Annotated in this window: 26 protein-coding genes; 13 read left to right on the top strand and 13 right to left on the bottom strand. The window is 63.3% G+C overall.

All coding sequences use genetic code 11. The features are described 5' to 3' along the window. The first annotated feature begins 48 nt into the window (after positions 1-48). From QA643_RS34965 to QA643_RS34955, 3 genes are all read left to right on the top strand, one after another. A complete protein-coding gene (locus QA643_RS34965) occupies positions 49-1,146 on the top strand; it encodes an ionic transporter y4hA (RefSeq protein WP_283030191.1) in 1,098 nt (365 codons plus the stop codon). Between the two features lie 21 nt (positions 1,147-1,167). Continuing rightward, positions 1,168-1,452: a cupin domain-containing protein gene (locus QA643_RS34960; RefSeq protein WP_283030190.1), complete on the top strand. Its 285-nt coding sequence runs from the start codon at positions 1,168-1,170 to the stop codon at positions 1,450-1,452. Positions 1,453-1,614: 162 nt separating this feature from the next. Beyond that, positions 1,615-2,652, top strand: a complete 1,038-nt coding sequence (locus QA643_RS34955) for a hypothetical protein (RefSeq protein WP_283030189.1) — start codon at positions 1,615-1,617, stop codon at positions 2,650-2,652. Positions 2,653-2,774: 122 nt separating this feature from the next. Here QA643_RS34955 and QA643_RS34950 read toward each other — a convergent pair whose 3' ends face one another. Both QA643_RS34950 and rpsU read right to left on the bottom strand, forming a co-directional pair. After that, positions 2,775-3,413, bottom strand: a complete 639-nt coding sequence (locus QA643_RS34950) for a tetratricopeptide repeat protein (RefSeq protein WP_283030188.1) — start codon at positions 3,411-3,413, stop codon at positions 2,775-2,777. 247 nt (positions 3,414-3,660) lie between these two features. Then, entirely contained in the window at positions 3,661-3,963 is a 303-nt protein-coding gene (gene rpsU, locus QA643_RS34945) for a 30S ribosomal protein S21 (protein WP_283030187.1), read from the bottom strand. A 253-nt stretch (positions 3,964-4,216) separates the two neighbouring features. Between rpsU and aqpZ the strand changes: the two genes are divergently transcribed. After that, positions 4,217-4,939: an aquaporin Z gene (gene aqpZ, locus QA643_RS34940; protein ID WP_283030186.1), complete on the top strand. Its 723-nt coding sequence runs from the start codon at positions 4,217-4,219 to the stop codon at positions 4,937-4,939. 23 nt (positions 4,940-4,962) lie between these two features. Here aqpZ and QA643_RS34935 read toward each other — a convergent pair whose 3' ends face one another. Both QA643_RS34935 and purE read right to left on the bottom strand, forming a co-directional pair. Next, positions 4,963-6,066 (bottom strand): 5-(carboxyamino)imidazole ribonucleotide synthase, encoded by a 1,104-nt coding sequence (locus tag QA643_RS34935; protein WP_283030185.1) that lies wholly within the window; start codon positions 6,064-6,066, stop codon positions 4,963-4,965. Continuing rightward, the gene (purE, locus tag QA643_RS34930) at positions 6,063-6,551 is read right to left on the bottom strand and encodes a 5-(carboxyamino)imidazole ribonucleotide mutase (protein ID WP_283030184.1); all 489 of its coding nucleotides are present in this window, start codon (positions 6,549-6,551) and stop codon (positions 6,063-6,065) included. Before purE ends, QA643_RS34935 begins: the two co-directional genes overlap by 4 nt. Positions 6,552-6,864: 313 nt before the next feature. Between purE and QA643_RS34925 the strand changes: the two genes are divergently transcribed. After that, on the top strand, positions 6,865-7,383 hold the full coding sequence (locus QA643_RS34925; RefSeq protein WP_349253248.1) for a GGDEF domain-containing protein: 519 nt from the start codon (positions 6,865-6,867) through the stop codon (positions 7,381-7,383). A gap of 100 nt (positions 7,384-7,483) precedes the next feature. On the opposite strand, the gene QA643_RS34920 is transcribed toward QA643_RS34925, so the two are convergent. The 3 genes from QA643_RS34920 to QA643_RS34910 form a co-directional block, all read right to left on the bottom strand. Further along, entirely contained in the window at positions 7,484-7,735 is a 252-nt protein-coding gene (locus tag QA643_RS34920; protein ID WP_283030182.1) for a hypothetical protein, read from the bottom strand. A gap of 33 nt (positions 7,736-7,768) precedes the next feature. Further along, complete coding sequence (locus QA643_RS34915) at positions 7,769-7,981, bottom strand: hypothetical protein (protein ID WP_283030181.1); 213 nt, start codon at positions 7,979-7,981, stop codon at positions 7,769-7,771. A 194-nt stretch (positions 7,982-8,175) separates the two neighbouring features. Continuing rightward, the gene (locus tag QA643_RS34910) at positions 8,176-8,382 is read right to left on the bottom strand and encodes a DUF465 domain-containing protein (protein WP_057851906.1); all 207 of its coding nucleotides are present in this window, start codon (positions 8,380-8,382) and stop codon (positions 8,176-8,178) included. A gap of 237 nt (positions 8,383-8,619) precedes the next feature. On the opposite strand from QA643_RS34910, the gene QA643_RS34905 reads away from it, so the two are divergent. After that, entirely contained in the window at positions 8,620-8,805 is a 186-nt protein-coding gene (locus QA643_RS34905) for a DUF465 domain-containing protein (protein ID WP_283030180.1), read from the top strand. Positions 8,806-8,890: 85 nt separating this feature from the next. Here the strand turns inward: QA643_RS34905 and QA643_RS34900 are convergent, their stop codons facing one another. Beyond that, positions 8,891-9,994 carry an NAD(P)/FAD-dependent oxidoreductase gene (locus tag QA643_RS34900; protein WP_283030179.1) on the bottom strand — a complete coding sequence of 368 codons (1,104 nt, stop codon included), beginning with the start codon at positions 9,992-9,994 and terminating at the stop codon, positions 8,891-8,893. A gap of 258 nt (positions 9,995-10,252) precedes the next feature. On the opposite strand from QA643_RS34900, the gene QA643_RS34895 reads away from it, so the two are divergent. The 6 genes from QA643_RS34895 to QA643_RS34870 all read left to right on the top strand — a co-directional run bounded on the left by QA643_RS34895 (position 10,253) and on the right by QA643_RS34870 (position 18,566). After that, positions 10,253-12,955, top strand: a complete 2,703-nt coding sequence (locus QA643_RS34895) for an EAL domain-containing protein (RefSeq protein WP_283030178.1) — start codon at positions 10,253-10,255, stop codon at positions 12,953-12,955. Positions 12,956-13,031: 76 nt separating this feature from the next. Next, positions 13,032-14,489 (top strand): glycerol-3-phosphate dehydrogenase, encoded by a 1,458-nt coding sequence (locus QA643_RS34890; RefSeq protein WP_283035034.1) that lies wholly within the window; start codon positions 13,032-13,034, stop codon positions 14,487-14,489. 16 nt (positions 14,490-14,505) lie between these two features. Further along, positions 14,506-15,516, top strand: a complete 1,011-nt coding sequence (locus tag QA643_RS34885) for an adenylate/guanylate cyclase domain-containing protein (RefSeq protein WP_283030177.1) — start codon at positions 14,506-14,508, stop codon at positions 15,514-15,516. A 130-nt stretch (positions 15,517-15,646) separates the two neighbouring features. Beyond that, a complete protein-coding gene (locus QA643_RS34880) occupies positions 15,647-16,840 on the top strand; it encodes an ABC transporter ATP-binding protein (protein ID WP_283030176.1) in 1,194 nt (397 codons plus the stop codon). Then, the gene (locus tag QA643_RS34875) at positions 16,837-17,751 is read left to right on the top strand and encodes an ABC transporter permease subunit (RefSeq protein WP_283030175.1); all 915 of its coding nucleotides are present in this window, start codon (positions 16,837-16,839) and stop codon (positions 17,749-17,751) included. The genes QA643_RS34880 and QA643_RS34875 overlap by 4 nt, the downstream gene beginning before the upstream one ends. Further along, positions 17,751-18,566: an ABC transporter permease gene (locus tag QA643_RS34870; RefSeq protein ID WP_283030174.1), complete on the top strand. Its 816-nt coding sequence runs from the start codon at positions 17,751-17,753 to the stop codon at positions 18,564-18,566. Before QA643_RS34875 ends, QA643_RS34870 begins: the two co-directional genes overlap by 1 nt. Before the next feature lie 104 nt (positions 18,567-18,670). On the opposite strand, the gene QA643_RS34865 is transcribed toward QA643_RS34870, so the two are convergent. From QA643_RS34865 to QA643_RS34845, 5 genes are all read right to left on the bottom strand, one after another. Further along, a complete protein-coding gene (locus tag QA643_RS34865) occupies positions 18,671-19,522 on the bottom strand; it encodes a carbohydrate ABC transporter permease (protein WP_283030173.1) in 852 nt (283 codons plus the stop codon). Beyond that, positions 19,519-20,391: a sugar ABC transporter permease gene (locus tag QA643_RS34860; protein WP_283030172.1), complete on the bottom strand. Its 873-nt coding sequence runs from the start codon at positions 20,389-20,391 to the stop codon at positions 19,519-19,521. The genes QA643_RS34865 and QA643_RS34860 overlap by 4 nt, the downstream gene beginning before the upstream one ends. Positions 20,392-20,596: 205 nt before the next feature. Beyond that, on the bottom strand, positions 20,597-21,982 hold the full coding sequence (locus QA643_RS34855) for an ABC transporter substrate-binding protein (protein WP_283030171.1): 1,386 nt from the start codon (positions 21,980-21,982) through the stop codon (positions 20,597-20,599). 224 nt (positions 21,983-22,206) lie between these two features. Beyond that, entirely contained in the window at positions 22,207-22,590 is a 384-nt protein-coding gene (locus tag QA643_RS34850; protein WP_283030170.1) for a TfoX/Sxy family protein, read from the bottom strand. Between the two features lie 61 nt (positions 22,591-22,651). Next, positions 22,652-22,798: a hypothetical protein gene (locus tag QA643_RS34845; RefSeq protein ID WP_283030169.1), complete on the bottom strand. Its 147-nt coding sequence runs from the start codon at positions 22,796-22,798 to the stop codon at positions 22,652-22,654. A gap of 144 nt (positions 22,799-22,942) precedes the next feature. Between QA643_RS34845 and QA643_RS34840 the strand changes: the two genes are divergently transcribed. Further along, a complete protein-coding gene (locus QA643_RS34840) occupies positions 22,943-23,227 on the top strand; it encodes a hypothetical protein (protein WP_283030168.1) in 285 nt (94 codons plus the stop codon). Positions 23,228-23,286 lie beyond the last annotated feature (59 nt).

Here is a 23,286-nt window from a genome sequence, read left to right as displayed (position 1 = left end):
AGCTGCCGGGGGCTATTTCGGCCCGCGGACCAATGGGAACCTGACCGCATGAGCGCACATGGACCGATGCCGCGATCGGCCTGGATATTTCCCACGCTGGGAATGCTGCTCTTTGGCGTGGGAACCGGCCTCGGCCTCAACTTCGCACCGTCGGTCGGCGGCGTGCTTTTCGCGGTGGTGCTGCTGGCGATCCTGTTCGGCACCGTGTTCGCGGCCGTGCACCACGCGGAGGTGATCGCCGAGCGGATCGGTGAGCCCTACGGCACGCTGCTGCTGACGCTCGCGGTCACCATCATCGAGGTGGCGCTGATCGCCACCATCATGCTCGGCGACAAGCCGCAGCCGGCGCTGGCGCGCGACACTGTCTTCGCGGTGGTGATGATCGTGTGCAACGGTCTCGTCGGCCTCTGCATCTTGATCGGCGGACTGCGCTATCGCGAGCAGGATTTTCAGGTTTCGGGCGCAAACCTCTATCTCAGCGTCCTGTTCGTGCTGGCCACCATCACGCTGGTGATGCCGAACTATACGCTGACCGCGCCCGGTCCGATCTATTCGGCGGCCCAGCTCGGCTTCGTCAGCGTCGTCACCCTCGTTCTCTATGCGGTGTTTCTCTACACCCAGACCATTCGGCATCGCGATTATTTCATCAATCAAGCCGGCGGAATGACCTCTGCCGAATCCAGGCTGTCCAGCCGGATGCTTGTGCTCAGCATCGTGCTGCTGCTGATATCGCTGCTCGCGGTGGTTCTGCTGGCGAAGAAGTTTTCCGCAACCGTCGATGCCGTGACGGCGATGATCGGCGCGCCGCCGGCCTTCGCAGGCGTGGTGGTGGCGCTGTTGATCCTGATGCCGGAGAGCATTGCGGCCGTCGGCGCGGCCCGCCGGAACGACCTGCAGAAGAGTATAAATCTCGCGCTCGGCTCCTCGCTGGCCACCATCGGGCTGACGGTGCCGGCGGTCGCGGCGGTTGCCTACACGCTCGACAAGCCGCTGGTGCTCGGACTGAACGCGCCGGAGATGGTGCTCTTGCTGCTGACCTTTGTCATCAGCATGCTCACCTTCGGCACCGGGCGCACCAACATCCTGTTCGGGTTCGTGCACACGCTGGTGTTCGCCGTCTACCTGTTCATGGTATTCGTGCCGTAAATCCGCTGGAGTAGATCAGACATGCTTGCCGCCAAGTCCGACGTTCAGGTCGACACCCCCGAGGTCCGTGTTACCGAATGGCGGCTGGCGCCGGGCAGCGCCACCGGCCACCATACACACGAGATGGATTACGTGATCGTGCCGGTGACGGCGGGCGAGATGACCATCGTCGCCCCGAACGGCGAACGCAGCAAGGCGCAGCTCGTGGCCGGCAAATCCTATTTCCGCAAGGCCGGCGTCCAGCACGACGTGCTCAATGAAACCGCGAGCGAGATCGTGTTCCTGGAGGTCGAGTTGAAGCCCTGACCGCCGGTTCCCGGGCGGAGGTGTTCGTTACAGAGACAGGCGGCAGCCTCGGACCCGCGACGTCTGCACAGGAACTGCTGATTTGCCATCGATCCGTCGCAGTTGATCCCTCAATTTGCCCTTAAGTTCCTGCATTTCAAGGACCGCGGGGAGTGGCTCTTAATGCTGAATTACCTCAAGAAATTCGCGGTGGACATCTTCCCTTCGGTGGCGGCCACCGTCATTGGGGCGTACATCGTGAACCACTACATTGTGGCCAAGCCGGCAGACGCTCCCGCCGCCCCAGCGGTATCAGCCGCCAACCCCAAAGCAGACGCCAAGCCCGCTGAATCAAAAGCCGACGGCAACGGCAAGTCTGACGAGGCCACTGCCAGCAATCTCCCGACGGCCGGCGTCAAGGCGCGGGGAATCTCCGAGAAGGCCGTCATGGATAAGACGGCCGCCGAGAAAGCTCAGAAGGCTGACGAGAAGGCTGAAGCCAAGTCTGCTGAAGCCAGGTCTGCTGAAGCTAAGTCTGCTGAGGCCAAGTCTGCTGAGGCCAAGTCTGCTGAAACCAGGTCCGACGCCAACAAGGCCGATCTGAAATCGGCTGAAAGCCCGGCCGACGCCGAGCGCCGACATGCCGCAACACTGCGCGAGAAGGAGAAGATCCGTGTCGTGCTGCCGTCGCCGATCCAGGCCGTGGAATCGCCGGCAACCAATTCTCCGGTCGTGACGGCAGCCCCGACGGCGTCGCCCGCACCGGCTGCCTCGGTCGAGACCCTGGCCGCGCCGGCGGAACGTCGCGACGCCAACGACTTGGCGCGCGCCGCGATTGAGCGCCTGCGCGCTAACGGTGAGACCGGCCCGCGCGGCGTCGAACCGACTCGTGCCCCCGAAGCGCCGAAGGTCGCGCATGCGCCGGCGGCCGCGAAGGAGCCTGCTGCCTCACCCATGCTTCGTCCGCTCCCGCCGCCGATTATGGTTTCGGGCTCGCCGGTCGGCGAACCCTTCGGCCACGCGCCGTCGCAAGCGCGGCCGCCTTATGCCGAGGCCAATGATCCGAACCGCCCGGTCCCGCCCGCTGATATTCCGGTTTCGCGCCCGCTCGATCTGCGCGCCGAAATGGGCGAGCCCTCCGTGCGTGATCGCGCCACCGCCGCAGCCGAGGACGCGCTGTCGACCGCTAAGTCGATCTTCCACTCCGTGATCCCGAAGTAACTTTCGCGTATTCTTGGTTCCTTGTGTGAAGGAAGCTTCCGGACTTGATTCGGAGGATTTTGCCTTGTGCGCGCGAAAGGCGCGTCACGCCGGACGGCAGCCAAATATCAAATCCGACGAAGCTAGCCGCCGGTGCGCGCGAGGCCGCTTCGCGCGGCTTCATCCCTGGGCCGCAGCGCCAGCGCCCGGCCGTAGGATGCGAACGCTCTGGCCTTGTCGCCAAGCCGTTCATAGGTGACGCCACGCGCCGACCAGGCTGGCGCGCTGCTCGGATCGGCCTGCACCGCCTCGTCGAGATCGGAAGCGGCTTCCTTGGTCTTGTCGATGGCGAGGTAGCTGGTCGCGCGCGCGAGCAGCGGCTCGACACGCTGCGGGTTAAGGCCGTTGGCCGCGGTGAAATCCGTGATCGCCTGCTCATGCTGCTTTTCGGCCTGGTAGATCAGGCCGCGGCCGTACAGCGCCGGCACGTTATAGGGATCGAGCGCAAGCGCGCGGTCGAATTCCGCGAGCGCTTGTTCGGCCTTGCCGGATTTGGCGAGCGCCTGGCCGCGCGCTGTGTAGCCCTGGGCGTCGCTGACGTTTTGTCCGCTGATCGTGCCGGTCGGCTGCTGCTCGGCGGCCTGCGGCTTGTCCTTGTCGGGTCCCCAGGATCCTAGATCGAATGAACAGCCGCAGAGGGGAAGTGCAAGAACGGTTGCGAGCAGCGCCACGGCCGGAAAGCGCGAGGCGGAAGGAAAGGCATTGCAATCCGTAACGGCCATGCAGCGGGTTACTCTCGCGTTCACTGCATCAATTGGTAGCCTGCCGGAATGCAAAATGCATCGATCAAAATAACCGCAAGACTACTTGTTCGACCGCTTTCGCATAGTGGGCGGTCGCCGCGGCAGCTACAAGCGACGCAGGAATTGAAGGAGCAGCGTATGAAGTGCTCCACCGAAGCGCAGGCCCGCAAAAACAAAAACGCGGACCCGAGGTCCGCGCTTCAGTTTCATATCTAGTGCAGAGCGCTCAGCGCGGTCCGCGCGGACCTGCGCCCGGGCCGCCACGGCCAGCACCACCACGGTCGCCACCGGGACCGGCGCCGAACACCGGCTTCGGCTTCATCGGCAGCAGGCCTTCGCGCTGCAGCTTCTTGCGGGCCAGCTTGCGCGCGCGGCGCACGGCTTCGGCCTTTTCACGGGCCTTCTTCTCGGACGGCTTTTCGTAATGACCGCGGAGCTTCATCTCGCGGAAGATACCCTCGCGCTGCATCTTCTTCTTCAGCGCCTTGAGGGCTTGATCGACATTGTTATCGCGAACGAGAACCTGCACGCGGCATCCTCTTCAATTGATCGGATAGGAATTCTGGTGAAGCGAAGGGCCGGCGAAAGGCCTGGCTCTTAACCCTGAGCGCGGGCATGTAGCAGACAAAACCGCCGATGTCCACCTGAGAAGGCGGTTTTGCGCCCGGAAAAGCCCCGGAAATCGGCAGAATTTGGCGGAACGCCCCCGATTCCCGCAAAATAACGAGCCTCTCACGGCACCCGGCTAGCCTCAAGCCACGCAAAACATGCGGGAGGTGCGTATGAGTACCAAAAAATATGCCGCCGAAGCGATCGGTACGTTTTGGCTCACTTTTGCGGGATGCGGCAGCGCGGTTATCGCGGCCGGCTTTCCCCAGGTCGGGATCGGCCTGGTCGGGGTGTCGCTGGCGTTCGGTCTGAGCGTCGTGACCATGGCCTATGCCATCGGCCACATCTCCGGCTGCCATCTCAATCCGGCAGTGACAGTGGGCCTTGCGGCGGGCGGACGGTTTCCGGCGCAGCAGATCCTGCCTTACGTGATCGCGCAGGTGATCGGCGCCATCGTTGCTGCAACGCTGCTCTACGCGATCGCGATCGGCGCGCCGGGCTTCGATCTCGGCAAGGGCTTTGCCGCCAACGGCTATGACGCGCATTCGCCCGGCCAGTACGGCATGGTGGCCTGCTTCATCACCGAGGTGGTGATGACGATGATGTTCCTGTTCATCATCATGGGGGCCACGCATGGCAAGGCGCCGGCGGGCTTTGCGCCGCTGGCGATCGGGCTGGCGCTGGTGATGATTCATCTCGTCAGCATCCCCGTCACCAACACGTCGGTGAACCCGGCGCGCAGCACCGGGCCTGCGCTATTCGTCGGCGGCTGGGCGATGATGCAGCTCTGGCTGTTCTGGGTTGCACCGCTGATTGGCGGCGTGCTCGGCGGCGTCGTTTATCGCTGGCTCAGCGAGGAGCCCGCCGGCGTCGTGGAAGGCCTGAAGACAGCCTGATCGCGGCGCAAGCGTAGCCAGCGTTATTTGCTGCTCGCCGGGGCCACCTCGGTGACGTGGCCCATCTTGCGGCCGGGCCGCGGCGCGCCCTTGCCGTAGAGGTGAACGGTGGCGCCGGGAACGGACAGCCATTGCTCATAGTTCAGGATATCGTCGCCGATCAGGTTGGTCATGGTGACCTTGCCGTGCCGAACCGGCTTGCCGAGCGGCCAGCCGGCGATGGCGCGAATGTGCTGCTCGAACTGCGAGATCGAGGCGCCGTCGAGTGTCCAGTGCCCGGAATTATGCACCCTCGGCGCAATCTCGTTGACCAGCACGTGCGGCCCGCCGTTTCCTCCAACCACGAATAATTCGACCGCAAGCACGCCGACATAGTCCAGGGCGTTGGCGATCTTCTCCGCGACGGTGCGCGCATCGGCGGCCAGCTTTTCCGAGATCGCGGCGGGCACGCGCGAGAATTTCAGGATGTGATCGCGATGCTCGTTCTCGGTGACGTCGTAGCATTCGACCTGACCATCGACTGAGCGCGCGGCGATCACGGAAATCTCGCGTTCGAACGGCACGAAGGCTTCGAGGATCGCGGATTTGGTACCAAGATCTTCCCAGACCTGGTTGAGGTCGTCGCCCTCGCGGATAATGGCCTGACCCTTGCCGTCATAGCCAAAGCGGCGGGTCTTGATCACGGCAGGAAGGCCGATGCGGGCGATGGCGCCCTGCAGGGTCTCGACCGACGATACGTCGGCGTAATCGGCGGTGCCGATGCCGAGCCGCTTGACGAAATCCTTTTCGATCAGCCGGTCCTGCGTGGTCTCGAGGATCTTCTGCGCGGGCAATACCGGGCGGCGTGCGGCCAGCACCATGGCGGTGGCGGAGGGCACGTTCTCGAATTCATAGGTGATGACGTCGACATCGTTGGCGAACAGCTCCAGCGCCTCGACGTCGGCATATTCGGCGCAGGTGGCGTTCAGCACCACGTCGAAGGCAGGCGAATCCGGGTCCGGCGAGAACACCTGGCATTTGAGGCCAAGGCGCGCCGCTGCCATTGCCAGCATCCGGCCCAATTGTCCGCCGCCGAGAATTCCGATGGTGTCGCCCGGCTTCAGCTTCACCTTGCCTTCAGCCGTCACGCTGTGCCCTCCGGGCGCTCCTTAACCGCGTCCGTCTGCTGCTTGCGCCAGGCGGCAAGCCGGACGGCAAGCGCTGTGTCGTTCAGCGCGAGCACGCTGGCGGCGAGGAGGGCGGCGTTGATGGCACCGGCCTTGCCGATCGCCAGCGTGCCGACGGGAACGCCGGCCGGCATCTGCACGATCGAATAGAGCGAATCGACCCCCGACAGCGCCTTGGACTCGACAGGAACGCCGAATACCGGCAGTTCCGTCAGCGCCGCCGCCATGCCGGGCAGATGTGCCGCCCCGCCGGCGCCGGCGATGATGACCTTGAATCCCGCCGCCTTGGCGCCCTTGGCGAAGCTAAACAGCCGGTCGGGGGTCCGGTGGGCCGAGACGATGCGCTTTTCGCAGTCGATGCCGAGCGCGGCCAGCGTCTCGGCGGCGTGGCGCATGGTCTCCCAGTCGGACTGGCTGCCCATAATGATGGCGATCGGTACGGTCATCTCGTCAATTCTGCGCGGGAATCCAGAAACATAGGCCGATTATAGGGTCGGCCCGGGGCTCATCCAAGGCGTGGCAAGGGATCAGGAATGGACTATCCTGTCTAGGTGAATCCCGGCAAGCCTTGATAAGCGAGCCTGCACAGGGAAGGCCATGAAGAAAAAGACCAGGGCGACCGCCGGAAGGGCCGGAAAACGCCCCAAGAGCGCGGCTTCCGGGCGAAAAAGCGCACCCCGGCGGGCGTCCGGACAGGGACCCCGGCCGCCAGCGGCATCCAACGGCACCAAGGCGACGATTCGCCGGCTTAAGGCCGAATTGGCCCGGACCCACGCGCAGATCGAGGAACTTCAGGCTTCCGCCGATACCGACTACCTGCTCGGCATTGCGAACCGGCGCGGCTTCGAGCGCGAGCTCAATCGCGCCATCGCCTATATGAAGCGTTACCGCGCCTTCGGTGCCCTGGTCGTGCTCGATGTCGATCGCCTCAAGCCGATCAACGACGCCTTCGGCCATGCCGCCGGCGACCAGGTGCTCAAGGCCATCGTGGCGGAGCTGACGGCGCATGTGCGCGCCTCCGACGTGGTCGGCCGTCTCGGCGGCGACGAGTTTGCGCTGCTGCTGTGGAACCTCAGCGAGACCGACGCCAGGGCCAAGGCCGCCACCCTGGAGGAAGCGATCGACAAGCTCAGCTTCGTGTTCGATGGCCGCACCATCAATGCGGGCGCCTCCGCGGGCGTCGCCGTTCTCGATACCCATTCCGAAGCCGGTCGTGCGTTGGAAGCGGCCGACAGCGCCATGTATGTGCGCAAGGCGCTGCGGCGGCACGAGAGCTGAAATCGCGCCGCATCCGATCGCGTAAAAGCGCGCACAGAAATGCAGCGTGACGATGGTGATTGCAGTTCAAGCAACCACCGACATCAGCAAACGCGATCCGTTACAGCTCGCTGAGATCCTCAGGCACACTGCCGAACTTGCGCAGCAGCTTCGCATCGCTGAATTCGCCGAGCATGGGATCGCCGCTGCGGCTGAAGGCGATGGCACCGATGCTGCCGGCCATTCGCGACATCATCTCGGCGCGCCGTAGCGCCGTCGTCGGGCTCTGGCATTCTTCCGCGGCGCCCGCGACGAGTGAGCCGCTATCGTCCTGCAGAAATGGCATTGCGACGTAATAGGTGACATCGGCCATTGTCTTGCTCCAGATTGCTCCTGTTCTGATCGCTCAGGCGGCGTTGCTCTTCGCCTCAGAGCCTCGCGCCGGCACGCAGCCGGCGGCGATTGCCGCCTGCAATTCCTCCAGCTCGATTTCCAGATACTCGTTCGCCATGATCAGCGCCTTGATGGTCGAGCGCAGATTGCCGTCGCACATCGCGATGGCCTGATCGCAGGCCTGTTCATAGCGGCTGTTGTCGGAGAGGGGCGGCGTGGCGGACATTGGCGTTACTCCCGAGGCTGGCGGCAGGGCGTAATGTTCTCTTTTTGTTCTCAGGAAGTCAAGTCCGCATATGCCTGCGGCACGCCTGTTTTTTCGGCGCTTCGTCCAGCGCGGTCATTGCGCATGTGGATGTCGGGGAAGAAGCTGCGGGCACTTTCGACGAACCGAACTGGCCGAACGCGGCGGCGCAACAATCAAGCGATGATGTCGGGCGTGATCTGATCTTCGATGAAGGCGATGCGATCGCGCAATTGCAGCTTGCGCTTTTTTAGTCGCTGCAGCCGCAGCAGATCCGGCGCAGGCGACTGATGCAACGCGTCGATCGCCGCATCGAGATCGCGATGCTCCTGCTGCAGGCGGGCGAGCTCATTTTCAAGCTCGCGCTCATCATCGTCGGTCATGGTGTATGTTAGCTGAAAACGCGATGAGGTTGTGAACGGATTCTGGTTGAGCCGCGGTGAATATCGGGCCTGCGAGGTCGCCGCGCAAGCTATCTGGTTCCATACTCACGATTGGTTACAGATAAATCCGAAAATATGAGAAGCGCGATTTTCGGATACCCATCGACAGATTCGTCGGCTGGTGTACACTCGCGCGTCCGGATCGAATCTGAGGTTCACCCACCGAGGAGATTTCGAATGGCACTACAGGCGCATCTTGTTGAACTTGAACGTAAACACAAGATTCTCGAGAACGAGTTGCACGAAGCGCTCCTGCACCTATCCACAGATGACCTGCAAATTGTCGAGTTGAAGCGCCGCAAGTTGATGGTCAAGGATCAGATCGAGCGGTTGAAGCATACCGCCGAAGAAACTCTCCACTAACCAGTCCCACAGAGTATCGCAAATCCCACACGGCCGGATGGGCGTCGTTGCGCTCATCCGCCTGTAGGTAGTGCTTGCGGCTTGGTCAAAGCCCCGCGAGGTTGCCGACATGATCGGCAATCGCGAGCGAGGACGTTAGTCCCGGTGATTCAATACCGAACAGATTGATCAGTCCGGCGACGCCGTGATCGGCAGGCCCCTGGATCAGGAAGTCCTGCGTAGCGACGGCTGGCGGCACGATCTTCGGCCGAATTCCGGAATAGCTTGGCATCAGTGCGCCGTCCGGCAGCGTCGGCCAGTAGCGGCGGATCGCCGGGTAGAAGCGTTCGGCGCGTGCCGGATCGACCGCATAATCGATGCTCTCCACCCATTCGACGTCGGGCCCGAAACGCGCCTGTCCGGCCATATCGAGCGTCAAGTGCACGCCGAGCCCGCCAGGCTCCGGCACCGGATAGATCAGGCGTGTAAACGGCGCCCGCGCGCTGCAGCTGAAATAATTGCCCTTGGCGAGATAGGCGCAAGGGATCATGCCGACCGGCATGCCGTCGATGCTGCGCGCCACTGCGGGCGCGCTGAGGCCCGCCGCGTTAACGAACAGGTCGCAGGCCAGCGTCATCGGCGCATCGCCGCCGGTTTCGATTTCGATCCGGCCGCCGCTGGCGCGTGCGTGCAGCAGCGGCGTGTGGAAGGCATAGGCCGCGCCGGCCTCTTCCGCATCGCCACGCAGCGCCAGCATATAGGCGTGGCTGTCGATGATGCCGGTGGACGGCGAGAGCAGCGCGGCATCGCAGTTCAGCGCCGGCTCCAGCGACCGCGCTGCGTCGCCCGTCAGCAATTGCAGATCGTCGACGCCATTGGCTTCGGCATGCGAGCGGATCGACTGCAGCTTTTCGGTTTCGCTCGGCGTCGTCGCCACGATCAGCTTGCCGCAATTGCGGTGCGGGATGCCGTGGTCCCGGCAATAGCGATAGAGCGCATGCTTGCCGCTGACGCACATCCGCGCCATCAGGCTGCCGGCGCGGTAATAGATACCGGCGTGAATCACCTCGCTGTTGCGGGAGGAGGTGACGGTACCGATGCCTTCGGCGGCCTCGATGACGATGACTTCGCGGCCCGCCTGGGCCAGGCGCCGTGCGATCGCAAGCCCGATCACTCCCGCTCCGACGACGACGCAATCAACCTTTTCCATGTCAGCTTCAGACCCAGGAATATGGTGCGGTACTCGGCTCTCGCCGCGTGCAGCAGTGGCCGTTTCGTTCGTCCATGCCGCAGGCCAACCCGTTGGTTTGCCTCGAAATACGCCGCATACGCGGTCCCGTTAGTGAAGCATTAATCATGTCGGGGCAATTGCCGTAATTTGGGTCGTATTTTAGAATTGGGTGGGTAGTCGTTTACCCGATCCAAACCCGTCAAGCCAGACACTCCGCCCGCAAACCTCGGGTGGGTAATGGCTGACAGCAACCGGCAGGCAGGACGGAAGAATTCGATTCCGGCGCAGGCCCTCGTTTGCCTGCTCGCCATTGCCTGCGATTGCGGATTCGCGTGGGCCGCGCCTGCCGCGGACGCTGCACCGGCCGGCTCTATCGGCGAAGTCGATCCCAATCTGCTGTGGGAACTCCTGCTTGGCGGGATCGCCGGCGTCTCTTTCCTGATCGCGATCGGCATCTGGATATTGGCCGCCCTGCGAAAGGCCAGGAATGCCCAGGCACAACGCAGCGCGTTCATCAGCTCGGCGCTCAATACGCTTAACCAGGGCGTGATGATGACCAACGCACAAAAGCGCGTGGTCTTCTGCAACGACCGCTTCCTCGAAATGTACGGGCTCAGCCGCGCCGAGATTTCAAGCAACATGACCGGCCGCGAACTGCTCGAACTGCGGCGCGCGCGGGGGCTGCTCAACCTCAGCGTCGAGGAATTCAGCAAGCTGGCCCGCCGTCCCGAAGGCGTCGTCACCGAGCTGCCGGACGGCCGATCGGTGCTGTCCAAGATCTTCCGCCTGCCCAATGGCGGGACGATCGGGACGCATGAGGACTGCACGGAACAGCGCCAGCTATCGCGCAAACTGGCATCCACCACCAAGTTCCTGGAATCGGTGCTCGACAACGTCCCGGTCTGTGTCGCCGCCAAGAACATCGAGGACGGCCGCTACATCTTCGCCAACCGTGCGTTCGAGCGCTTCTCGCGTTTCTCCAGGGATCGCGTCGTCGGCAAGCGCGCCGACGAGATCTTCCGGCCCGAGACCGCCAAGAGCATCGAAGCCGCGGATCAGGCGGCGCTGACCGCGCCGGACGGCCATCACCATAGCGAATACATCGTCGAACGGGGCGCCGAGGAGCGCGTTCTGTCCGCCAACCGCGTGGTCGCGCGCAACGAGAGCAACAAGCCGGAATTCCTCATCACGCTGTTCGATGACGTCACCGACCGCCGGTCGTTGTCGCGCGAGCTGGAGAACACCAAGAAATTCCTCGAACTGGTGGTCGACAACATCCCGGTCTCGCTGATTGTCGAGCGCGTCAGCGACGGCCGGTACCTGCTCGCCAACCGCAGTGCGGAGACCATCCTCAATCGCCGCCGCGAGGATGCCACGGGCCTGACCGCGGCCGACATCTTCAACCCGCGCGAAGCCAAGCTGATCATCGCGCGCGACGAAGCCGCGATCAAGAAGCGCGGCCTGCTCACCGAAGAGCATCCGATTTCGACCAAGGACGGCTTGCGGCTGTTCCTGACCCGCCGCATGACCGTGCTCGACGAGGCCGGCGAGCCGCAATACCTGATCAAGACCCACGAGGACGTCACTGACAGGCGCCAGACCGAATCGCGGATGGCGCACATGGCCTATCATGACGGCCTGACCGACCTGCCGAACCGCGCCGCCTTCCTGCAGGCGCTGGCGCAGATGATCGAGGCCTGTGCCGGCACTGACGAGGAATTTGCGGTGCTGTGCGTCGACCTCGACGGCCTCAAGGAAATCAACGACGTGTTCGGCCATGCCATGGGCGACAAGCTGCTGATCGAGGTTGCCGGCCGCATCCAGGCCTGCGCCCGTGGCGGCGTGGTGGCACGCCTTTCCGGCGATGAGTTCGGCCTGATCATCGACGGCAAGCAGCCGGAGGCGGGCAAGGCGCTCGCCGAAAAGCTCGCGCAAACCCTGTCGGACGAGTTCGTGATCGACGGCAAGTCGGTGCGGACCGGCGTCACCACAGGCATTTCGGTGTTCCCGCATAACGGTTCCGATGCCGCTTCGCTGCTCGCCAATGCCGGCGCGGCGCTGTTCCGCGCCAAGCAGAAGTCGCGCGGCTCGATCAGCGTTTTCGAGCCGGAGATGGACCAGCAGATCCGCGACCGCCGGGTGCTGCACCAGGACCTCTCGATGGCGATCCGGAACGGCGAATTGTCGCTGTATTACCAGCCGCAGGCCGCGGCGGGCCCAACAATCGGCGCCAGCAAGGTCATCGGCTTCGAGGCGCTGGCACGCTGGATCCATCCGGTGCGCGGCTTCGTGTCGCCCGGCGAATTCATTCCGCTGGCGGAAGAAAGCGGCCTGATCGTCGAAATGGGCGTCTGGATCCTGCGCGAAGCCTGTCGGGAGGCCGCCTCCTGGCCGGAACCGATGCAGATCGCCGTCAACCTGTCGCCGGCGCAGTTCATGCACGGCGACGTGGTCAGCCTGGTGCATTCGATCCTGCTCGAAACCGGTCTTGCGCCGGATAGACTCGAGCTCGAAATCACCGAAGGCGTGCTGATCGAGGATTTCGACCGTGGTCTCGCCCTGTTGAGACGGCTGAAGGCGCTCGGTGTGCGGATCTCGATGGACGATTTCGGTTCCGGCTATTCCTCGCTGAGCTATCTGCAGGCGTTCCCGTTCGACAAGATCAAGATCGATCGCGCCTTCGTCATGAATCTCGGCCGCAATCCGCAGTCGGCGGCGATCGTCCGGGCCGTCATCGATCTCGGCCACGGCCTCGAAATGTCGATCGTTGCCGAAGGCGTGGAAACCCAGGAACAGCTCGGTTTCCTCGCGGACGAGGGCTGCGACTCGGTGCAGGGCTATCTGCTCGGCAAGCCGCAGCCGATCGGGCATTACGCCGCGCTGGTCGGCCGCAGTGCTGCCAACGACGTCGAGACCGAACGTAAGCTCGCATCCGCCTGATTCTCCCGCGACATCCATTTTTGGCCATCATGGCCTAGTGTAGTGAACTGACGATTCTCTGCAGTAGCCCTTGCGTATGGCGGACTACGATCTCGCGATCATTGGCGGCGGGTTAAACGGCGTCAGCATCGCGCGGGACGCCGCTGGACGCGGCCTGCGCGTCATCCTGCTGGAACAGGGCGATCTCGGCGCCGCCGCTTCCTCGGCCTCGCCGCGGCTGGTCCATGGCGATCTCGCCGGCCTTGAGCGGCGGCATTTTCTGCGCGTCCGTTCGGCGCTTGCCGAGCGTGATGTCTGGCTCAGGATCGCGCCGCATCTGGTGCGTCCGATGCGCTTTGCTATACCCGCCCATTCGGAAGAGCGGCCGATCTGGCAGTTGCGCTCATGGCTGCTGCTGTACGATCGCCTGGCCGCGCGCAGCGGGCTGCCGGCCTCCGCCACCGTCGATGTCACCCATCATCCCCTCGGCAATGCGCTGAGGCGGCCATTCGGCACGGCCTTCGAGTATTCCGACTGTGTCGTCGACGATTCGCGCCTGGTCGTTCTCACCGCCATGGATGCTGCGGCGCGCGGCGCCGTGATCCGCACCGGCGCACGCTGCACCCGCGCCGAACGCGGCAGGGAATGGCGGCTGGTGACGAAAGATCGCGGCTTTCGCCAGGTCGTCACGGCGAGATCGGTCGCCAATGTCAGCGGAGCCTGGACGCCGTCCGTCGCCGAGACGGTGTTGCGCGTGCCGCCGCCGAAACTCGCCGCCGTGCAGATGAGCCAGATCGTCGTTCGCCGCCTGTTCGACGGCGACAACATCTATGTTTTTCAGAACAGCGACGGACGGCTGATCTTCGCCAGTCCCTATGAGCGCGATTTCACCCTGATCGGCACCGTCAGTCACCCCTTCAAAGGCGATCCTGCCGTCGTTGCGATGGCGGCCGGCGACGTTGCCTATCTCTGCGAGGCGGCAAACCGCTATTTCCGCGAGCGGATCGAGACCGTCGATGTGGTGCGTACAATCTCCGGCGCCAACATGGCGCGCAATGCCGCCGATCGCCGTGACGGCGCGATGACGCTCGACCATGGGCGCGGCAAGGCGCCACTGCTCACCGTGTTCGGCGGCGACGTCACCACCTCGCGGCGGCGCGCGGAGCAGGCCGTCTCGATGCTGACGCCGTTCTATCCGATGTCGCCGTGCTGGACCGCCAGGGCACCGCTGCCCGGCGGCGATTTTGCATGGAGCGATTTCGACAATGTGGTCGAGGACGTGCGGGAGCGCTGGCGGTTTCTCGGCGAGGAGGCGGCCAGACGCCTGGTTGCCGCCTATGGGTCGAACGTCAAGGAGATCCTTGGCGAGGCCAAAGCGCGCAGCGAGCTTGGCCCGGCCTTCGGGCCGGAATTGACCGGCGCCGAAGTCCGCTATCTCATGCAAAAGGAGTGGGCGCGCTTTCCGGATGATATCCTGTGGCGGCGCTCCAAGCTCGGCCTCACCATGCTGCCGGCGGACCGCGACGCGCTGGCGGCGTTCATGGCCGCGTCGTGATGAGGAATGTTCGGATATGCGGCACGCCATCAGGTCAACGCTTTTCCTGGCGATCGGCGGCTTGCTCGGCGGCATGGCCTATCGCTATCTCGTCAACGATCCGATTGAATCCACGTTGCCGTACTATCTCCGGAGCAGCCTGCACGGGATGGGCATAACGCTGGCTGGCTGGGGCGTGCATCTCTACTTCACGTCGCGGCAAAGCGAATGGGTCAGCCGGTGGCCGCTGCTGGCGGATCTGGCGGTGCGCTCCGCGGCCATGGTCATCGTCGTCGCGGGCGTGACGCTGGTCTTGCAGGTCGCGCTGTACGGGGAATGGATCGAGACGAAGTGGCTGATTGAACAGTTCCCCTTGATCCTCGCGATTGGCTTTGTTGGCGCCCTGTTCGTCGGATCAGTCTTCGAATTGACCCGGCTTGTAGGCAGTCGCGTGCTGTTCAATATCTCCCTCGGACGCTACCGAAACCCGGCGCGGGAAGCGCGCGTACTGATGTTTCTCGATTTGGCAGGCTCGACCTCGCTCGCGGAGTCGATGGGAGAATTGCGCGTTCAGGGCCTGCTCACCCGCTTCTTCTTCGATATTGACGCCGCGATCGTGGCGCATGGCGGTGAGGTTCACGCCTATGTCGGCGACGAGGTCATCGTGACATGGCAGCTCGACGAGCGGATGTCGGACGGACGTTGCATCGACTGCTTCTTCGCGATCGCCGACACCATCGCGGAGAAAGCAGAGTCTTACCGGCAGGAGTTCGGCATCGTGCCGAGCTTCCGGGCTGGCTTGCATGCCGGTCAGGTGGTCATCAGCGAGTGCGGGAGCTCACGCCGCCAGCTCGCCTATTTCGGAGATACCGTGAACGTGACGGCGCGGCTGCAGGAGTACTGCAAGGAGGCCGGCCGGGACCTGCTGGTATCGGCCGACCTGTTGCGTTTCATCAAGCTGAAGCCGGCGTTCACCGCCGAAGCATTCGGCGAGGTCCGCTTGCGGGGCCGGGGGGCCGCCATCGAGGTGTTTGCGATCGAGCGCTGACACTGACGGCGTCAACCGCTTCCGCGCGGGCACCCGCCACATCCACAATATTGTGGCCGCCCACCGCCCGCCGGTTGAGCGGATGCCGATCCGCCGTTAGCGTGCAGTCGCGACAAGGCTGGCAGGTGGCATGACCAGGGAATCACCCAATATCGACACGGCTGACATCGACAAGGCAGCAGCGCCGGCGAGGCCTGCTGCGGCCGTCGATGCGGATTCCGACCTGCCGCTGCTGCGGATCGAGGGTGTGGCCAAGAATTTCGGCAGCTTTCGCGCGGTGGACCGGCTCTCGCTCGACATCAAAGCCGGCGAGTTCTTTGCGCTGCTCGGCCCCAGCGGCTGCGGCAAGACCACGCTGCTCCGGATGCTGGCCGGTTTCGAGACGCCCGATGAGGGACGCATCCTGCTCGGCGGCCGCGATATCGCGCCGGTGCTGCCGCATGAACGCCCCGTCAACATGATGTTCCAGAACTACGCGCTGTTTCCGCATCTATCGGTGCGCGACAACATAGCCTTCGGCCTAAGGCGCGCCGGCATGGCGCGCGCCGCGATCGATACCCGCATCAGTGAGATGGTGGCGCTGGTCAAGCTCGATGGGCTAGAGAAGCGCAAGCCGGACCAGCTTTCGGGCGGCCAGCGGCAGCGCGTGGCGCTGGCGCGCTCGCTGGCGCGGCGGCCCAAGGTTCTCCTGCTTGACGAGCCGCTCGCCGCGCTCGACAAGAAGCTGCGCGAGAGCACGCAGCAGGAGCTGATGGAGCTGCAGCGCCGCCTCGGCATGACCTTCATCGTCGTCACCCACGACCAGGAAGAAGCGATGACGATGTCAAACCGGATCGGCGTCATGAGCGCTGGCCGGCTCGAACAGGTCGCAACCCCGCGCGATCTCTACGAGGCCCCTCGCTCGCGCTGGGTCGCCGAGTTCGTCGGCGATGTCAATCTGTTCGACGGCGAAGTCGCTTCGCAGGAGCATCATCGCCTGACTATCGCCAGTCAGGCTACCGGAAACATCGTGGCGACGGAGCCGCGCCAGCTTGTCACTGGCGCCGCCGTTTCGGTGGCGGTCCGCCCCGAGAAGGTGAAGCTGTGGCATCAAGGTCCGGCGCCAGACGCAAGCCATTCGCAAGCGGTCAACCGGCTTTCTGGCTTGGTCGCGGACGTCAGCTATCTCGGCGGCTCGACCATCTATAAGATCAAGCTGGATTCCGGCGCGGTCGTGCGCTCATCGATGGCCAATACCACGCGGCTGGATATCCATACCTATGGCCCAGGGCAGCGCGTGGTGGCGTGGTTCACGCCCGACGATTGCGTGGTGCTGGAACGATGAGCGCGCGCCGCATCTTCGCGCAGCCGGCGCGCTATGCCGCCATCGCGCCCTATCTGTGGATGGTGCTGTTCTTCCTGGTGCCGTTCGGCTTCGTGCTGAAGATCGGCCTGTCGCAGACTGCGATCGCGCAGCCGCCCTACGTGCCGGTGTTCGATTTCACGGAAGGCTGGACGGCGATCAAGGAAGCCTTCGGGCAGCTCTCGTTCGACAATTTCAGGCTCCTGACGTCTGACAGCCTCTACATCAGCTCCTATCTGCGCAGCCTCGTCGTCGCGGTGACATCGACGCTGATCCTACTACTGATCGGCTATCCCATTGCCTATGGCATGGCGCGGCTGCCGCAGCGCTGGCAACCGATTGCGATGATGCTGGTGATCGTCCCGTTCTGGACCTCGTTCCTGATCCGCATCTATGCCTGGGTCAACATCCTCCAGCACGATGGCCTGCTCAACCAGGTGCTGCTCGCGCTGCATCTGGTCTCGGCGCCGGTCGTGTGGCTCTCGACCGACACTGCGATGTATATCGGAATCGTCTATTCCTATTTGCCGTTCATGATCCTGCCGCTCTACGCGACGCTGTCCAAATTGGACGCTTCGCTGTTGGAAGCTGCCGCCGATCTCGGCGCGTCGCCGCTTCAGGCGTTCTGGCTGGTGACGTTTCCGCTGTCCTTGCCGGGGGTGTGTGCCGGTGCGCTGCTCTGCTTCATTCCGATCATCGGCGAGTTCGTGATCCCTGATCTCCTGGCAGGTTCCGGCTCGATGATGATCGGCCAGACGCTGTGGCTCGAATTCTTCACCAACAAGGACTGGCCGGTTGCCGCGGCGGCAGCGGTTGCGTTGCTGGTGCTGCTGGTGCCGCCGCTTTTGCTGTATGACCGGCTGCAGCGCCGCACGCTGGCGGAAGGTGCGTGATGGCGAGCAAGGTCAACCGCCTGTCGCGCTTCAACATCACCGCGCTCGCGCTCGGGATGGCCTTTCTATACCTGCCGATCGTGATCCTCGTGATCTATTCGTTCAACGCCTCGCGGCTGGTTACGGTATGGGGCGGCTGGTCGCTGCGCTGGTACTACGAGTTCTTCAACGACCGCGCGATGCTGGATGCGGCCTGGATGAGCCTGCGGGTTGCCGCACTCTCGGCAACGGTTGCAACGCTGCTTGGGACGCTGGCTGCCGTCGGACTGGTACGCGGCGAACGCTTCCGCGGACGGGCGCTATTTTCCGGCATGCTCTATGCGCCGCTGGTGATGCCGGAGGTGATTTCGGGGCTCTCGCTGCTGCTATTGTTCGTGGCGCTGAATGCCGAGCGCGGCTTCTGGACAGTGACGATCGCCCACACCACGCTGACGATGTGCTTCGTCACCGTCGTGGTGCAGTCGCGCCTCGCCTCGCTCGACCGCAGCCTGGAGGAGGCGGCGATGGATCTCGGCTGCGATCCGGTGCAGGCGTTTCTTCGTGTGACGCTGCCGCTGATCGTTCCCGCGATCGTGGCGGGATGGATGCTGGCATTCACGCTTTCGCTCGACGACGTCGTGATCGCGAGCTTCACCACCGGCCCGGGGTCGGCGACGCTGCCGATCCGGATCTATTCCGAGGTCCGGCTCGGCGTAAAGCCCGAGATCAACGCGATCTGCACGATGGTGATCGCGCTGATCGCCGTCGTGATCGTCATCGCCTCGCTGGCTTCAAAGCTGTCGAGCTCGGAAGGCAAGAGCGCTGCGCCGCTGTAGCCGCGGCCGTCATTGCGAGCGCAGCGAAGCAATCCATTGCGCCACTTGCCGAGACGTGGATTGCTTCGTCGCTGCGCTCCTCGCAATGACGGGGAGAGATATATTCACGACTTCACCGCACCTGCCGTCAGCCCGCCCACCATATACCGCTTGAACGCGTAATAAATCGCGGCCGGCGGCAGGGCGTAGATGAAGCCGGTGGTCATCAACAATTCCCACGGGGAGTCGTCCGCCGCCAGGAAGTTGCCGAGCGCGACGGGCAGGGTGATCTCGGTGTCCTTGGAGAGCAGCAGGAACGCGTAGAGATATTCGTTCCAGGCGAGCAGGATCGCATAGGTGCCGATCGCGACCAGCGAGGGCATCATCAAGGGCACATAGACCAGGCGGAACAGTTGCAGCGTGGTGGCGCCGTCCATGGTCGCGGCTTCATCAAGCTCGACCGGCAGCTTGTCGGAGGCCTGCTTCAACACCCAGATCGCGTAAGGCGAGGCGATCGTCACCATCGCCAAAATCAGCGACCAGTGATTGTTGAGCAGGCCGTAATTGCCCATGGTGCGGTACATCGGCACGGCAAGGAACGCCGCCGGGATGAAGTAGGTGAGCAGCGCCAGATTCATCACCCAGCGTCCGCCGGGAACGCGCAGCCGCGAGATCGAGAACGCGGCGGCAGTAGCGATCACCAGCGTCAGCGCGCCGGCGGAGAGCGCGATCACCACCGAATTGAAGAACTGGATCCAGAAATCGCGCAGGAAGTAGTGCTCCTGGTAGAACACGATCTTGAAATTGTTCAACGTCGGATGCGCGGGCCACAGCTTGCCCGAGAACGCGTCCTCCTTCGGCGAGATCGCGAACAGGAACATGTGGTAGATCGGCACCATCGTCCAGATCAGCACGGGAATGCCGATCAGAAGCAGCTTGGCCTCGTTGCCGATTTCTTTGAGGGAAGGCAGCTTCATCGCGACAACCGTTTCATCATGAAATAGACCAGCGGCAGCACGAACGGCAGCGCGCAGACGATCGATGCCATCGCGAGCGAAAGCTGGTCGAGCCTGAGATAGCGGATGCCGAGCGTCGCCAGCACGTGGGTGAGATCGGCGGGACCGCCGCCGGTGAGCAGGTAGACGCTGTTGAAGTCGCCGAGCGTCCAGATCATCGAGAGCAGCGTGCAGGTGATGTAAAGCGTCTGCATCGACGGCCAGGTGATGTAGCGGAATTTCTGCGACCAGCTCGCGCCGTCGACCTCGGCCGCCTCATAGAGGTCGTGCGAGATCGCAAGACGCCCGGTCAAAAGGATCAGCGTCCAGAACGGCAGCGATTTCCAGATGTGCACGCCGATCGCCATGCCGAGCGCCACCGTCGGATCGTTCAGCCAGTTCGGACCGTCCTCGGCAGTGAACTTGAAGATCAGCTGGTTGATCACGCCCCATTCCGGATTGAGCATGAAGCGCACGGACAGGATGGTCGGAATCGACGGCACCGCCCAGGGCAGGATGAACAGCACCGACAGCCATTTGATCCAGGTGCGCTGCTGGGCGAAGAAGCCGGACAGGAACAGCGCGATTGCCATTTTGATGTTGATGCCGACCAAGAGGAAGATCAGCGTGTTGACGGCGGCGCGCGCGAAGATCGGGTCGTGCCAGAGCGCGACATAGCTCGCCGGATGCCGCGCCAGCCACAGGCCGTAGCTGACGGGATAGACCACGAAGGCCAGGAACACGAGCAGATAGGGCGCCAGCAGCAGGACGCCCCAGATCTGCGGCGTCGTCAGGCGGGCTGACAGAGGCGGGCTTGGGATCGCGTGATCGCCCGAAAGCGTGATTGCCATACGTTTACTCTTGAAACGAGAGGTACCGACCGCGGCTACGCCGTCGTCCCTGCCTAGTGCGCAGTTGCGCACGGAGCAGGGACCCATAACCACAGGCGGTTATTGTTGCGCAAGGTCGTCGACCAGCATCCTTGAAAATGACCGCCGCGGCGTATGGGTCCCTGCTTTCGCAGGGACGACGACGCGGCGGCCGATATCAGTCAGCTCAACCAGCCACCTGCTTGATGCGGGCGATCAGTTCGTCGACGGCCTTGTCGACCGGCACCTTCTCGCTCACCACGCGGTTCATCGCCTTGGCCCAGACGTTCTCGTTGTTGAGGATCGTGAACTTCCAGTTCTTGGTGAAGTCGAACGGCGTCGTGCCGCCGGTGAACTGATTGTACACCGCCTTGCGATGCCGGTCAGCCTGCCAGAACGGGCTCTGCTGGCTGGCTGTCGTCACCGGGAACCAGCGGCCGAGCGCGCCCTCGATGTAGGGGCGGACATTCTCTTCCTGCAGCAGGAACTTGATGAACTCCTTGCCCTCGGCCTTGTTCTTGGCGACCGTGAACATCAGCCCGGTCTTGACGTCGGAGCGATACTTGATCGGCGTGCCGTCCGGCTTGTTCGGGAACGAGGCGGTGATGATGGTCTCGTCATAGTTCTTCTTGCCGAGCGCGCGCTGCTCGGGGGTCAGCGCCGGGTTGTTGGCGTCGTCGAGCCACTTCGCCGCGATCGAGATCGTGAAGTTGTGCGTCATCACGATCGTCTTGTTGTGGAAGGCGACGTTATTGTCGGGGTCCTTCCAGGTAGTGGAGGAGGGCGGCGTGCAGCCCTTGATGTAGGTGTCGGTGTAGTCCTTCATCGCCTTGATCAGGTTTTCCCGCACCTTGGGATCGTCGACCAGGAGCTTGCCGTCGTCGTCGACCAGCTTGACGTTGTGAGCGTCCATGAAGGTGTAGAACGACTGGAAAGAGTCGGTGGATTCAACGCCCATCGGCTGGCCGACGGCGTAGACGCGCTGGCCGGTGGCCTTGCGCGCGGCCGGCTGCACCTTGTCGCACCAGAACGACCAGTAGTCCTCCCACTTGGTCGGGATGTCGCTCTGCTTGAAGCCGGCCTGCTCCAGCATGTCCTGCCAGATCTGCACGTGCATGCTCTGCTGCTTCAGCGGGAAGCCGTAATAGGCCTTCTTCTTAGCGACGTCGTTGTAGAGCAGCGCGGTTTCCAGCGTGTTCGGCGCGAATGCCGATTTCATCGGCGTGAGGATGTCGGAGAGGTCCTCGAGCTTGCCCTCGAACGCCCATTTACCCTGCGCCTGCACGTCATAGCTGTCGGAATAGGCGACGTCCGGCACGGTCCCCGAATCCAGCGCCGCCACCGTCTTCGGAATCATGTCCTGGATGGCGTATTGCGACAATTCGACCTTGATGCCGGTCTTGGCCTCGAATTTCTTGATCGCCTCGAGCAGCGCGTCGTCCTCAGACTTGTAGAAGCCTTTGCCGAACCAGACGGTGATGGTCTTCTGCTGGGCGAGCGCGGGTGCCGTGGCGTAAAACAGCCCGACGGCAGCAGCGGCGAGCGAAAATGACTTTAGTCTCCTGGATATCACGTTGTTCTCCCTGAAAACGCCGGGCTTTTTAACCGGTTGGATAATGATAGCGCAACCATGCGGCCATATCCAGATGGCAAACCCCAGACTTGTGTAGGGTGGAGAACAGGTTTGTGGCGTCATTGCGGGCGCGGATGGGCTATTCGCTAAAGCTTTGATGAAGCGGAACCAATCGACGCCCGCGCTGACCGGATTATTGCCGAAAGTCCGGATTGCCGCTGTTGCTAATCCGCCTTGCGCCGGGCTTTCCGTTTCGGCGCTGTCCGTTCCCTGATCGCAGCGACCCGGTGCGCCGCCGCCAGCGCGACCCGCGCCCAGACAACAAATTCCTCGGGTTCGTCGAACAACCGTTCGGGGATGCGCCAGAACGAGAGATCGATTGTATCGCCGCCCTTCTCGTAGCTGAGCGGCGGATAGGCCTCGGCCTCCTTGAACGTTTCCTTGTTTTCGTCGTCGACCCGAAGATAGAGCGTGTTATTCGCCACCACGGCGAACATCACGCCGTCGCAGAACACGCCGGTCTTGCCGAACATGCGCCGCATCGTGATGCCGCCGAGCGGGGCGAGTTGCTCGCGCAGGAATTCGGCAAAGGACTCACTCGCAACCATCCTCAATCCATTGCGAATGCGTAGCCTGCATGGGTGCATCTACGCTCGCCAGCGCACATCTTCAAAACGAATTCGCCAGCTCGATCTCCGCCTTCAGCGCTGCAATGCGCCGCTCGGCTTCCTGGGCCGTCAAATTCTTTGCGAATAGTTTGGGCTGGTAGGCTTCGGCGCTGAGCGTTCGAAGCATTGCCATTTGGCGGGGTGTCATCGGGGCGTCCAGCTGGTCGGGGAGGCGGGGCATCGGGAAACTCCAGGCGCCTGTCATGGAAGAATTTTCAATTCGACGTGGACTCTTAACTTGAAATTTGTTCTTTATTTGTTCTTATATGGTTCTACCGCAGCGAGGTGGCCCATGGATAACAAACTTAATGAAATTCGTAGAAAAATCAGAATGTTGCGAACGGAGATGCTGAGCGCGGAGGATAACATCCGCAAACAGGTCAACCGGGACGAGGATTGCTCAGTCGCCGCCACGCATCTCATGGCCATGCGGGCCACGATGGTCGGCCTGATCGGCGAGCGGAATCGGCTCGGCGGCGAAGAGCGCCTGCTCAATGTCGATGAGCGGTTAAAGCTGGAGGTCCGTGCGGCCAGCAGGAAGCCCTCTACCGGTATGCCCGGCGGCCGTGAGCGATGACACCGCCGAGGCCCTGCGCCGGCGGATTATCGAGCTGGACCAGCTTGCGCGCCAGCTCG

It is taken from the genome of Bradyrhizobium sp. CB3481, assembly GCF_029714305.1.
In the GTDB taxonomy this organism is placed as follows: Bacteria; Pseudomonadota; Alphaproteobacteria; order Rhizobiales; family Xanthobacteraceae; genus Bradyrhizobium.
The sequence above is the reverse complement of the archived record's forward strand: the minus strand, read 5'-3'. Positions and strand labels throughout refer to the sequence as shown.